The organism is Solitalea canadensis DSM 3403 (genome assembly GCF_000242635.2).
In the GTDB taxonomy this organism is placed as follows: domain Bacteria; phylum Bacteroidota; class Bacteroidia; order Sphingobacteriales; family Sphingobacteriaceae; genus Solitalea; species Solitalea canadensis.
In genome coordinates this window covers 2,619,357-2,632,407 of sequence record NC_017770.1, presented here as the reverse complement: position 1 = coordinate 2,632,407, position 13,051 = coordinate 2,619,357, and the positions used below count along the sequence as shown (strand labels likewise).

Annotated in this window: 15 protein-coding genes; 1 reads left to right on the top strand and 14 read right to left on the bottom strand. The window is 37.6% G+C overall.

Annotated features, from left to right (window positions below):
- Window position 1 precedes the first annotated feature (1 nt).
- The 14 genes from SOLCA_RS10915 to SOLCA_RS10855 all read right to left on the bottom strand — a co-directional run bounded on the left by SOLCA_RS10915 (window position 2) and on the right by SOLCA_RS10855 (window position 12,438).
- On the bottom strand, window positions 2-958 hold the full coding sequence (locus SOLCA_RS10915; RefSeq protein ID WP_052308582.1) for a DUF5777 family beta-barrel protein: 957 nt from the start codon (window positions 956-958) through the stop codon (window positions 2-4).
- A 19-nt stretch (window positions 959-977) separates the two neighbouring features.
- The gene (locus SOLCA_RS10910; RefSeq protein ID WP_014680500.1) at window positions 978-1,361 is read right to left on the bottom strand and encodes a cytochrome c; all 384 of its coding nucleotides are present in this window, start codon (window positions 1,359-1,361) and stop codon (window positions 978-980) included.
- An 11-nt stretch (window positions 1,362-1,372) separates the two neighbouring features.
- Window positions 1,373-2,074: a YceI family protein gene (locus SOLCA_RS10905; RefSeq protein ID WP_014680499.1), complete on the bottom strand. Its 702-nt coding sequence runs from the start codon at window positions 2,072-2,074 to the stop codon at window positions 1,373-1,375.
- 323 nt (window positions 2,075-2,397) lie between these two features.
- Window positions 2,398-2,898, bottom strand: a complete 501-nt coding sequence (locus SOLCA_RS10900) for an SRPBCC family protein (RefSeq protein ID WP_014680498.1) — start codon at window positions 2,896-2,898, stop codon at window positions 2,398-2,400.
- A gap of 54 nt (window positions 2,899-2,952) precedes the next feature.
- Entirely contained in the window at window positions 2,953-3,381 is a 429-nt protein-coding gene (locus SOLCA_RS10895) for a pyridoxamine 5'-phosphate oxidase family protein (protein ID WP_052308581.1), read from the bottom strand.
- A gap of 104 nt (window positions 3,382-3,485) precedes the next feature.
- Window positions 3,486-4,616 (bottom strand): hypothetical protein, encoded by a 1,131-nt coding sequence (locus SOLCA_RS10890; RefSeq protein WP_014680496.1) that lies wholly within the window; start codon window positions 4,614-4,616, stop codon window positions 3,486-3,488.
- Window positions 4,617-4,679: 63 nt separating this feature from the next.
- Window positions 4,680-6,425 (bottom strand): STN and carboxypeptidase regulatory-like domain-containing protein, encoded by a 1,746-nt coding sequence (locus SOLCA_RS10885; RefSeq protein ID WP_014680495.1) that lies wholly within the window; start codon window positions 6,423-6,425, stop codon window positions 4,680-4,682.
- Between the two features lie 16 nt (window positions 6,426-6,441).
- The gene (locus tag SOLCA_RS10880) at window positions 6,442-7,404 is read right to left on the bottom strand and encodes a FecR family protein (protein WP_014680494.1); all 963 of its coding nucleotides are present in this window, start codon (window positions 7,402-7,404) and stop codon (window positions 6,442-6,444) included.
- A 23-nt stretch (window positions 7,405-7,427) separates the two neighbouring features.
- Window positions 7,428-8,021 carry an RNA polymerase sigma-70 factor gene (locus SOLCA_RS10875; protein WP_014680493.1) on the bottom strand — a complete coding sequence of 198 codons (594 nt, stop codon included), beginning with the start codon at window positions 8,019-8,021 and terminating at the stop codon, window positions 7,428-7,430.
- Window positions 8,022-8,222: 201 nt separating this feature from the next.
- Window positions 8,223-8,834 (bottom strand): outer membrane beta-barrel protein, encoded by a 612-nt coding sequence (locus tag SOLCA_RS10870; RefSeq protein ID WP_014680492.1) that lies wholly within the window; start codon window positions 8,832-8,834, stop codon window positions 8,223-8,225.
- 165 nt (window positions 8,835-8,999) lie between these two features.
- Window positions 9,000-9,560 carry a DUF3575 domain-containing protein gene (locus tag SOLCA_RS10865; protein ID WP_014680491.1) on the bottom strand — a complete coding sequence of 187 codons (561 nt, stop codon included), beginning with the start codon at window positions 9,558-9,560 and terminating at the stop codon, window positions 9,000-9,002.
- Window positions 9,561-9,753: 193 nt separating this feature from the next.
- Window positions 9,754-9,897 (bottom strand): hypothetical protein, encoded by a 144-nt coding sequence (locus SOLCA_RS23485; protein ID WP_217166119.1) that lies wholly within the window; start codon window positions 9,895-9,897, stop codon window positions 9,754-9,756.
- 34 nt (window positions 9,898-9,931) lie between these two features.
- Window positions 9,932-11,311 carry a M20/M25/M40 family metallo-hydrolase gene (locus tag SOLCA_RS10860; protein WP_217166116.1) on the bottom strand — a complete coding sequence of 460 codons (1,380 nt, stop codon included), beginning with the start codon at window positions 11,309-11,311 and terminating at the stop codon, window positions 9,932-9,934.
- Between the two features lie 92 nt (window positions 11,312-11,403).
- Entirely contained in the window at window positions 11,404-12,438 is a 1,035-nt protein-coding gene (locus tag SOLCA_RS10855; protein ID WP_014680490.1) for a TolB family protein, read from the bottom strand.
- Between the two features lie 28 nt (window positions 12,439-12,466).
- Between SOLCA_RS10855 and SOLCA_RS10850 the strand changes: the two genes are divergently transcribed.
- On the top strand, window positions 12,467-13,039 hold the full coding sequence (locus tag SOLCA_RS10850) for a C40 family peptidase (RefSeq protein WP_014680489.1): 573 nt from the start codon (window positions 12,467-12,469) through the stop codon (window positions 13,037-13,039).
- Window positions 13,040-13,051: the final 12 nt, after the last annotated feature.

Here is a 13,051-nt window from a genome sequence, read left to right as displayed (position 1 = left end):
TTTAAAAGCTCCAAAGCCGGGTAATATTGAACCCTATGTACAAATCCTGATACCACTTATGCTGAGAATTTGGCTGATTGTAAACATTGTTGTATTGAGGTACGATCAGCGGAAAATTCGATATAAAAATCTGGAACTGGTGAGCGCTTGTGGCTATCTCTATACCGGTACTCAAATTAAACTGGGGATTGCTGTCTGTAAATTTGGTAATCGGTTGATCGTAGTTTAGGAGGATCGATGATTGTTCAGAGATTTTATACCTACCAGCTACAGCGACTGCAAAAAAATCGTTTTGCATGGTAGGATCCACCACATTGAAGTGTGAAAGACTCGGCGCCACCATGAGGGAAAACTGATCATTAAACTTCCGGGAAATAATGATCTGATGAAAGAATGAAAGCCGGTCAGATGCGTTACCATTTGGAAGATCTTCTACCTTATTTTGGGTAGATATGCCAAAATCCATATAGTAGGTCACACTTATTGGTATTCTTCCGTTTCTGGTTTGTTGAAGAAAGCCATATTTCAGGTTGATGTCTGAAACCATGCCTGCTTTCGTAACACCAATTCCGGTAGCAACAGTACCTTTGAATATTCCAAAGCCAACGTTATCAAACAAGGAATAATTTAAACCAAGCCTGATGTTTGCACCTGCACCGTACATACCGTAGAGATCACTAACACCGTTGTATATTGTTCCAAACCGGTGATTAATCATAAATTCTAATGAACCTTTTTGAGGTACAACTGTCGTTTGGTTGTCTATAATCCAGGTGCTTTCAAATGCAGAACGCACCGGTTTGTTTCCACTATCTTGTGCCTTATCTGACTCTTCTACATTAACAGAATCTTCTTGTACTTTAACAGAATCCACCTGAGCAAAAGTAGATAGCGATGCAAGCAAAAGCCCCGTTATGAATATCATACGGAAGCTATTTATAGTTTTTAAATTTTTCATATTGATCTATTTAAAAGCTTTAGTTATTCTTAGCTCCGTCTGTTATCCATCCTAGAATTAATTTCTTATCCCTATCACTTAATGGAGGACGTCCTGCTGGCATTCCACCACCATTGATAGCCAGGTATAATACGCTATTTGCGGGATCTGTTGTATTTATATAGCCACCAGAAGTTAGATCTTCATAGGCTTTTTCGGGGGTTAAACCAGGCGCATGTGTTGGTTTACTGTCATGACAACCCGACATGTTACAATCTCGGTCAAAAATAGGTTGAACGTCATTTTTCAGACTCACATTGGTAGGAAGTCCGTCAATTGAAGCAACAGTATCATAATAGCACGCATGAAGACCGCCCGAAGCACATATAAGTGCAATCGCCAGATAAATAAGTTTCTTTTTCATAAAACAAATATTTACTTTTTGGCCTTCATCAGGCTATTGATTTTAATACGGATAACATCACCAATATTGGTATCGTTCGGTAGAAAATCGGCCTTTTTTATTTCAAATTCTGAATTAAAACCAGCAGCGAAGGAGGTACCAATATCATATTTTGGGGCAAAAAACATTTTAACCGTAATTGGTTTTGTGATACCCAGAAATGTTATATCAGCATCTATCAAAAAACCGGCATCTGTGGTACTGTATCTTCCTGTGCCTGCCTTTGTTTTAAGTGTCGCTCTATTTTGGGCCTCATCAGTTAAATCGTTAGTTGTTCCAAATGATACCAGCAAACAACCATCATCCCTGGCAGGCTCACTCGTATTTACTGAGTTTAACCACACGTAACCTTCAAATGAAATGTTAGATGGGTTTGCTTCATCAAAGTTTAGACTAGTCATAAAGAAGGAATCGAACCTGCCCGTAAGCAATGAACCAAATTCTTTATACTGCGTCTCCCATTCAACGTTGGAGTGGGCTTTATCATGATACCAAACACCAGACGCTGCCGGAACAGTATTACAATCCGTACAGGTTATAATTTGGTCTCCACGTTCAACCGGATCAGGTCCAACGACTGGAATTGCTTCCGAATCTTCGTGTTGACAGTGTGTGGCAAAAAATGCCGCGGTCAAAACCAACAGTACAACGAGCGTAAATTTTAATTTTTTCATGGTGTAGCTTTTGATAATGAGATATCACTTCTTGTCTACACTTAATTTACTAGTTTTTAATTAATTATGATAATTTTTTTCTAGGCTCTCATAATCAATTATTGTGTTTCGGAAGTGATTAAAAAAATGATTTCCATTGAGAGGGAGGAATCCTTAAGATGGAACTTTACAGTTTGCTGTAATTAACCCTGTAAGTTATTTTAAATTGATAGAATCGCCCTTAACAAAGTTGTTAAGTTTGATAATAGTAGTGGGCAAAAAAAAGACGCCGTTCCCCCATAATGGAACGGCGCCCGATTTTTAAGTGAAGTTATGTTGTTTTATTAATCAAAAAAATTAATCAAGGGTTGTTGATCTTCCCATTTTCCGAAACGATTTTCAATGACCTTGTAACGGAAAGCGAAAATTTCTTTTAACTGTCTTTTAATGAACAGCTTGTCTGCCAGGGTTCCAATGAACATAAACGGTGGCCGGTAATGTACAATATCAATCATTTCAACGCCATTTGTTATGGGTTTGAAAATATGTTGATGATGCCAAAAATCATATGGTCCATAACGCTGTACATCAATAAAGAACTCCTTCTCTTTTACTTGAGTTATTTCTGTTAACCATCGGATAGGTATTCCCAAAACCGGTTTTATACGGTATTGAATTAGCTGTCCCGGATATATTTTGCTACCATGATGATGGCTAATCAGCTTAAATCCCAAATGAGAGGGTGTAATAGCACTCAAATTATCAGGCGTGCTAAAAAAATCCCAAGCTTTTTCAACCGTTATTGGTAATCGTTGAACAGATTTTAACGAGTATATCTTTGCCATGGCAAAACAATATGATCTATAACAACATTCAGACCCTATTGTTACTTGTCATAATTATTTTGTCCTGCTCCAGACGATCTTTTTCCCAAATCCTAATTTATTATTAGTGAATTTGAAGAATGTGACCTGTATTACCCAGATATTTCCAGTAATGGCAATTGCAAACGGATACTTTTTATAGAAAATATCCTTTGCGGCAGCATGTGTTTCATTACATACATGTACTTTCCCTTTAAACTGTACACCGATTGTTGTTCCAACTGTTGAATGATCAGGCAAAATGGAGCCTGCAACAAATGGGTTGACAGACATTTCTTCTACATGTTTTGTATCACTTGATGATTTAAATATCAGCCAATTATTATTGGGGTCAAAAGCAAAATAAACCGGCGTACAATGTGGTTCGTCATTAACAGTTGTCGCAATCGTAAGGACTGTTTGTTCAGCTATAAAAGCAGCGAGAGATTCATTTATAGGTTCCATGGATGTAAAAGTAGATAATGGCATAACTACAAAAACTGATGCAGGTCATAAAACAAAAATCCCGGTAAATAACCGGGATTTTTAAGGTTTGTGCTGCGAAATTTTTACAAAATGAACTGAATACCTCCGGTGTATCCAATGTACAAACCTTTGAAATCATTGCTTGAATCATCGCTCCAGAAATAGTGATCAACCAGCTTTTTCCCTTCTTCAGTATTGGTGTTTACAAAGTTTAGAGTTGGTCCTGCATAAATCTCAATTCTCTTAGAAAGTTTAAATGAAGGTAAAAGGCGTAACGATGATTTAAAGTAATTTCCGGAATCAAAATCGGTAAGGGTTAAACTTGTTAGCTCGGTGTTTAACCTGAATTTATTGCCCTGGAAGAAATGAGCACCTAATCCGGCTTCGGCCGCGAAAACCTGGTCATCATTTTTGAAGTTATAACCTAACCCTAAAATTCCGTACATCACTCTGCCACCTGAACGGAACGAAGCCAGTGTTGTAAGCGTTTCGTCTGTGCTAAGGCCGATTGTTTTTTCTCCTTTTTTAATAATATTGATCAAAGCGATTGGGCAATCACTGCTATCCGCAATATTAATTAGGCCAGCGAATTGCACACCACGAACTTTTTTAGCCACATTCACTAAACCTGCAAACTGAGATCCGTTAACGTTGCGGGCTTTGTTAAATAATCCGGCGAATTGAAAGCCATCTACGTTCTGACGGGCAATATTACTTAATCCGGCTATCTGAGCACCTTTTGAATTTCCATACAAGTTTGCCAATCCGGCCAGTTGAAAACCATCTACGTTCTCACGGGCGAAGTTGGCTAACCCGGCAACTTGTCCGCCTCTTGAACTTCCGTATAAATTGGCTAATCCGGCTAATTGGAATCCCTGAACATGTCCCTTCACAAGGTTTGAAAGCCCTGCAATCTGTGCGCCTTCAGCATTTCCGTTAACTACAGTTGCAAGTCCTGATAATGCAAATCCGGTTTCACCGGCAGACAATCCACCTAAAACATGAAAAGATACTTTATTTACGTATTCTCCTGCATTTGATCCATGATTGCTGACCGGGTAAATAAATCCGATGTGAAAAATACTTTCTTTCTTTTCTTCTTTATTCTCTTTATCCTGAGCAACAGATACAGTAGTAGTTAAAAACAGAGCGATAGCAAGTACGACGAGTGATTTAAGTTTAAAAATTGGGTGCATAGTAATATTTACTTTCATTTGTTTTCTTTATAAGTATGACAACGAAAGTGCTTTTTACCCCTATGCACCTGCACTAAGAAATTAAAATACAATTAATCCTGCGTTCCACCCGATCCAACCCACTGTATTCTTGTTAATTGTGTAAGTACGGTAATTGGCAGGAGGGATCTGAGTTCTGTAACCTTCCACAGGAACAGCATTTCCATTAGTGTACATACTGAATGTTGGTCCAGCTGTTATAGCGATTCCCTTTGCCAGTTTAAAGTTGATGTTTAAATTACCTTTGGCTAGTATTCCTGTATTAGCCCATTCACCGATAAACACAGACTGAGATGAGGCTTCTGTTGACACAGAGAACCGATGGCTAAAAATAAAATCGTGACCAATACCCAATCCGAAGGTGAATATTTTCTCCTGGTCAGAAAGGTTAGTTCCGGCCATCAACATCGTATAAAGCTTTGAATTGCCTGTTTTAAGGTAAACATTGGTATTAGTTAATTCATTGACTGTTACGCCGACTTTAAAATATCCGTTTTTAATAAAGTTTAGTAGCCCCAGGCTACATCCTGAAGAAGAATCTGCAATATTGATAACGGCTAATTGAAAACCTGAGAATTTTCGCGAGTAATTTAAAATGCCAGCCAACTGCACACCATCTGCATCTTTTTCAACAATATTAGTAATTCCGGCCAGTTGGAATCCTCTTGCATTGGTGCTTACATGATTGGCGATACCGGTTAATTGAACGCCTGCCACGGATTGGCCGTTATTAAAAATACCTGAGAGTTGTACACCATTCATGCTATGATTTACAAAATTATAAATACCGGTAAGCTGTACTCCATTTACATTATCTAAAATAGTATTAGTAATGCCCGAAAGTTGTACCCCTTTAACACTGCCGCCCACCACATTAAACACACCGGCTAGCTGAACATATTGCGAATTTTTCTTGTTGATATTGAAGATACCTGCCATCTCAAAACCATCTACACCGGCGGTATATCCACCCAAGATATTAAAGGAGAATTTATTTACCACTTGTGAACTCATCATTCCATGCGAGCTCAATCCGGGAACTACGGAAGCCTGAAAAGGCCGGTCTGCGAAGAAACCGGCCAAGTTTAAACTTTGTATAGATTGTTTGGAGGAGAGGAGGATGCGTCCCATAAAGGTTCGTTCAACCTGACTCGAATCCTCGTCATACATCCTGTTATCGCTTTCCTTGTAACCTCCGGGTCTGACGGTTATTTCATGCAAAATCATAACCGTTGTATCCCGGTATAAACTTTTGCTCGCCGTCAGGTCAATGGTTTTCTTTTGGACATTCTTTAAGCGGAGCGAGAAATAACCGTCCTTATTGGTTAAAGTTGATGAGAGCATTTGCCGCTCAAAAACGGAAGCATTGTAAATCTTTTCACCGCTTTGAGCATCAATAACATAACCGCTGATGGTATACTGATTTCCACTAGCTTTTATATCATAATCAATCATCGAAAGTCCTTTAAGTAATTTTTTGTTAATGATGATATAGTTTTTTGACTCTTTGTATTCGTAATGTCCCTTTAATAACTGGTCAAGGATTTCTTTAACAGATTTATTAGTAGCCCTGAATGTTATCAGACTGTCGTTAGGGATAATATTACTACTATAGGAGAAATAGAAACCACCTTTTTTGCTGATAATTGTTAAGGCATCAGATAGGTTCTGGTTTTCAATCGTAATAGTGATTTTTTTATTAAGGTTATTTTGGGCGAATGCTGCCTGGTAAAAGAACATTACCATAAACACAAGTAATGTTCTTTTTAATAGGTTGTGGTTGTTCATTGAATTTTAAAAGAGCTTACTTGATAATAATCGTCTTGTTTTTCTTTTCCACTTTCAGATTGAATGTTTTGCTGATTACGTCCAGAATGTCATCAAGCGATTCATTTTTGAAAGTAGTGGTGAGGGTTAGTTCTCCCAGTTCCTCTCTTTCTAAAATAATGTGAGCGCCATAAGCTTCATTCAGCACTTCGATTACACGCTTTAGTGGAGTCTCGTTTGCTTCAAACTCCTTGCTTCTGTAATAGTTATATAAATGATCAGTGCTGTTTTCTTTTATTAATGAAGAATTACTACTGCTTACTGTTACTTTCTCTGATGGTAAAAGGTCTACTGTTTTACCATTTTTGCTCACCTGAACAATGCCTGTTTCTACGATTACTTCTGTGTTTTTGTCTGATATTTTAATGTTAAAAGATGTTCCCACTACTTTTACCGTTATATCCTTCACTTGGATGATGAATGGTTTGTTCCTGTTTTTTGCTACATCAAAAAAAGCTTCTCCTTGTTCGAGGCTGATATTCCTTGAGTTTCCAACGAATTTTTCAGGGTATTTTAATTCCGAAAACTTGTTTAGCGTAATTACAGAACCATCAGGCAATGTATCTATTCGTGTGCCTGTTTGGGTTTGTAATGCTAGGTCTAATGGAAACATATTCGGCCTGATCAGGAAACGATAGCTTAGCCACCCAGCACCTGTAATAACACATAAAATAGCTGCAATTTTTAACCAATTGGTTTTTCTGAGCGGAATTACCTCAATACTTTTTTTTTCAGATACCTTTTCCTTAAAGCGAGCCCAAGCAGCATTTTCGTCTACTGAACTTTCAGAAGCCAATCGTTTACTACTATCCCAGAGAAACTTTAGCTGATCAAAATGCTTAACATTTGCAGCGTCGATAGCGAGCCATTTATCTACCAACTCATTCTCGTGAGAATCAGTTTCCCTGAGCAGAAATTTGATCAATAACTCGTCATTCATATTATGTAAATCTGTATTCAAAATTAACGTGATAAAAGATTAACAAAAAACCAAAACGCAACCGGTAAAAAATCAGCTAGTTTAAGCCGTAGAATTTTCAACGCTTTCCCCATTTGATTTTCAACAGTTTTGGGCGATAATCCAAGCTGTGCAGCAATCTCCCTGTACTTCAGTTCATCAAAACGACTTAGCTGAAAGATGGTTCTGCATTGTTCAGGCAATTCATTTAATGCAGCCCGAAGACGGGTTTCAAGCTCGCTTAACTGAACTTTTTTTGAGGCATCATCAAATTCATTCTTCATGCTATACGTTATATGCTCCTGATAAGAGGATTTTATCTTTTGATGTTTTATATAATTCATGCAACAATTGTGGACCGCCCGATACAAATAAGCTTTTATCGATGTTTCCACTTGTAATTGTTCTTTTTTCTCCCATATTTTAAGAAACACGGTTTGTACCATTTCCTCCGCTGTTATTTCATCATTCACTATGGTATAAGCATACGCATGTAAAGCCTTAAAATGACTTTTAAATAGGCGCTCAAAAGTCACTTCGTTGCTCAGTTCATCACCGTCGGCGAGCAGTTTTATAGTTTGATTATCGTAAAGATCCACCAGGTTGTTTTAAATAGATTAATATCTCGGTTTAAATAATCTGTATATATGACATTTGAAAAGATGTATACCCCTATGCGGGTTTTAATTTTTTTACAGATAAAATTGTGAAGACATAAAAATAAGTTATTACCAGCTTCTGCCATGCAACAAAGCCGTTAGGTTAGCATTTCAAGGGCCTTGATTAACATGAGTTATGGTTTAATAAATGATGAAATTTAAACCCATATTAATAACGCTATATTTTCTGTTTATCAGAAATTCATTATTTGTAATAACACGATCTGTCAATTTTCCGAAATCATAATTGAGATATAAACCTAATCCGAAGTGCTTGTTCATTGTATGTTCATAGCCTGTACCGAGAGAAACTCCAATTCCGGAACCTTTATAATTATTTGCAGAAGGCATGTAAAAGCTCCAACCAATACTTGCTTTAAAAAGCACGGGAACGCGGGTAGGGTAGGTTTGCATTAAAAAAGCAGTGTTCAACAGTAAATCGTTAACTGATGCGGAGGATAGTCGGCTTCCGTCAAAACTCAAAAAAGACTTATTGGTTAAATTCCATCCGTTTATTTCAATTCCGGTTAACAAATATTTAGTGAAGGTATGGCCCCCTTTTACATTAATTCCAAATTTTCCTGAGCGGTTTAATGTGTCTTGGGTAAAAGTAGTTTTTAAAAAACCTGGTCCAATGCCTGCTGAAATCCACCAACGATTTTTTAAATCACGAACATCTTTTTGAGCTTCAACAGGGGAGGATACTGCAATGAAGAGAAGTGCATACAGAAACTCTTTGAGCATGTTTTTCATGGATGAGCGCGCTAAATTACCAATACGGCTGAAAAAGCTATGCCATAATTAACATACTTTAAATGGAGGCTACTAAAAGGTATTAATAGTTAAATATATGATTAGGAATGTACAAAAAAAGAGCCGACAACTATGGCCGGTCCCTCAAAAGAATATGTTGATTTCTTAGAAACCTAAACCAAGTGATACACCGAAACGAAGAGTGAATCCTTTGAACCTGTTAACTCCTTCTACCTCAGAGTCACTGGTGTCTTCATAGCTTATGTTACCAGCATTATATGCGGGACCGCCAAAGATATCCAAAGCGAATTTACCCCAAACCCATTGGCGACCTAATACACCACCGCCACCAAAAGTAGTTAACGTAGATTTGTTTTCAGCGTTTACATCGTTGCTAAAAGAAGGGCTTGTCATTTTTAGATTTTGGTAACGTAAGAAAGGAGCTATGTAAAAACCCTCGATTGCAGATTCTTCCTGACCCATGTGAATTCGATATTCAGGAGTAATTCCAAAACCAGTCCATTTAGTATCGGTAAATTTGTAACCAGTATAGTAAACGCCTAACTGAAAAGTTGATCGGGCAGTAACAACTCTTTCGTAAGAAACGTTAATAGTTGAAACTCCCAAAGATAGAGGATTTACCTTAATCGCATTTTTGGGTCCGTCTTGTGCCGTCGCAGCAGCAGCCATTAATAAGGCAGCCATTAGTACGTAGAATTTTTTCATATTAAGTTTTAAGTGAGGTGCAAAACTAAAAATTATTATTGCACAAACATCTTAATAGTTAATATTAGTTACTTAAGAGAATATTTGATGTATTTTTTGAAATGCTAACTTAATTAAAAATGAATGTTTATTGCAGAATAGCCATAAAAAAACCTGATAGTCTAGTTATCAGGTTTTTGTTAACATTTTATCGTTATCGTCCGGTTGTAGTGCTTACTTTCGGTAATTCTTTTCTTGGAATTTTTGCTTCTCTTACCGCCGTGTTATAAACAAAAGTAGCCATGATCACCGAAGCTTGTTTTAGATCTTCAGGCTGCAATCGATCATAGGTATCCATGTTGGTATGATGGGTACGGGTTGAGTAATCTAGTTCATCCTGTATAAACTGGAAACCGGGTACCTACACCATCATAAGCAAGGTGATCAGTTCCTCCGGTATTACTTAGTGTTACTGTACTTGCGCCAAGGTTTGCAAATGGCTCAAGCCATTTCTCAAAAATGGGCATCACTTCTTTATTTCCCTGCGTGTAAATACCTCTTATTTTTCCGGTTCCATTATCAAGGTTATAATAAGCCGATAATTTTTCATGTTCAGGCAAAAGTGTCATGGTGGCTTTATCTGCAAAATGATCTTTTACGTAACCTCGTGAACCGAATAATCCTTGTTCTTCAGATGACCATAATGCAATTCGGATCGTTCTTTTTGGCTTTAGATTAGCTGCTTTTAAGATACGTACGGCTTCCATTACAACGGCGCTTCCTGCTGCATTATCGGTAGCTCCGGTGGCAGCGAACCACGAATCAAGGTGGGCGCCAAGCATTACGATTTCATTTTTTAGAGTTGGGTCTGTTCCCGGAATTTCAGCAATTACATTATACCCTTTTAAGTCATCTTGTAAAAATTTGGTTTTGGTATCAACCTCTAATTCTACCGGGATATCCGCATTTAGCAAACGAACTATTCTCAGATAGTGTTCAGCTGATAGCTCCATTTCAGGTAATACAGGTTTCGCATCAATCGCATAAGGAGCTCCATTGCTGGTAAAGTAAGTTCCGTTATTGCCGCGACCATAATTGATGATCATGGCTGCTTTTTCATTCAGACAAAATTCACGGAATTTGTTCATCATCGTGGCTCGCGCACGAAATTCTTGTATCATTTTTGGCGAATAGGTTTCAGCCGGATTTTCCTCCGAATAAGAGGCCATTTTCGCTAATTCTTCATCGGTATAACGTTTTGCATCAGGTTCAAAACCTGTTTTAATGGTACTTGGCATGTCCATTAATACAATTTTGCCTTTTAGTAGTCCCGCATACTTCACGAAATCACTATCCGACTTAATTTTAACCAGCATCACATTGTTTTTAGTTAGCTTATTGGTACCGTTGGTCCACGCTTTGGGAGATCCAATTAAAACCTGGTAGTAAGGCTCCGTCATGGCGATGTACGAGCGTTCGATTTCCCACCCCCGGCCAAAATCTCCCCATGCTTCTTTATGGGCATTTTTCAATCCCCATAGAGTAAACTGTTGGATGGCCCAGTTCTGAGCATTTTTTAATCCTGTAGTGTTCGACAAGCGCGGTCCAGAAACATCAGTCAGGTAAAAAGCAATGTCCATGACTTTGGAATTGTTCATCCCTTCGTTCCTGATTTTATCGACGGCTTCAAGGTCGACCTTTTCTTCCTGCGCAAAAACGGTGGATAACCCGACTGCCAGCAGGGAAATGCTTAGTGTAAAAATTTTCTTCATATTCATAGTATCTTAAACATAGGAAGATAAATGGAATTAAAAAAGGCATGATCTCATTGATCATGCCTTTTTTACAAAGGAGTATTAATGTCTTAGTATTCAACTACCTGAGGGTTAATAATACTAAAATTACTTCCCTGGTATATAATGGTAAAATTATCACCACCTGTTTCTACTCTTGCTATGCAGGAATTACCTGTTAAGCCCGGGCGATATTGAAAATAAACAGTTCCGTCAGCTATCGTTGTTGCGTTCATCTTAACGGATTTATCTGTTTTTACATCGTAAACTTTCCCAGTTAAACTCACCAATTGCAAATCCATATACTCAACCTGGTTTAAGCAGCCTGGAGCAATACTATAAACAATATCCTGACCGTCTGCTGTAAAACATGGATTTCCATCCCAAAAATCATTTGATGTTAATTTTCGTTCGTTTTTAAGTTTTTGCGCTGTTGAATCAAGCTGGGCTACGTAAATTTCCATGTATTTAGATGGACATAAACTGTAAGGTGTTCCTTCTGACAATGCTGAGTAAGCAATGTATTGCCCATTTGGGGAAAATACAGGCTCTGCAAACATTGTTGAACGGCTACTAATCTGTACCGGGTCTTTTCCTAACGAGTCGGTGAGGAATAAATGCCAATGAAACTTATTGAAATCATTTTTATCGCTTACCTCTGCAGCCATCAACAATTGTTTGCCATCCGGCGACCAGCTGGCAGAATTGTGTGACCTCCATTTATAATCAGCTAAACTGATTAGTTTTTCTCCGTTACTTCCATCGATATCGAATAACCATAATTCAGCATTTTTAGAATTATTATCTTTCACAATTAGACCTTTGGGAGAGCGGTAGCAAATGAATTTTTTCTTGTCGGGAGAAACTTTTAATCCCCAAAAATTAAAATTTACATCTTCGGTCAGTTGTTTTTCACCATCAGCAGATTTTTTATAGATCTGATAAGTACCTGTCTTATTTGTGCTGTAAAACAGGGAGATATTACTTTCTAATGGAACATCAACCAATGTTTTTGGTGCTGATTTTTGAGCCTTAAGTTGAAATGTTGAAATTAAAAGGCAAGAAATTAAACCGAACTGTGTTATTTTGACATTAATTTTGCTCATGCTTCAAAAATATTAATTGATATTATTAATGAAGAACGTTAAACCAAAACTATACGTATTAATCTTGTTGATTTCTTTTTCAGCCTGTGGTACTAAAAAAATAGCAAGTACAGGTTATCCGGGATCATCAGGTTATGTTACAGAACTTAACGCGAAAACTTATGCAACTGTCAAGGACAAATATATCCTTGGTTTTTATGCGCAGGAACTGGGAATAAATGAGAAGGATCTGAAAGATATTTCCTTGTATCGATTTATTGACGAATGGATGGGAGTTCCTTACCGGATAGGAGGCAATAGTAAATCAGGAATAGATTGTTCCGGATTAACTAATTTGTTGTACAGGAATGTTTACCAGGTTGCTATTCCTCGTACTACCAGTCAGATTTATAATAAAATCTCCACAAAACCTTACACCAATTTAAACGAAGGTGATATTGTGTTTATGAATTACGATGGCAAGAAAAACTCTCACGTTGGTATCTATCTTCGTAACGGACGTTTTTTTCATGCTTCAACCAGCAAAGGAGTTATGATCAGTGATTTTAACCAACCTTGGTACAAGAAAGCTTATAGTGTTGGAGGAGAGGTAAAAAGATAGTTTTACTAAACA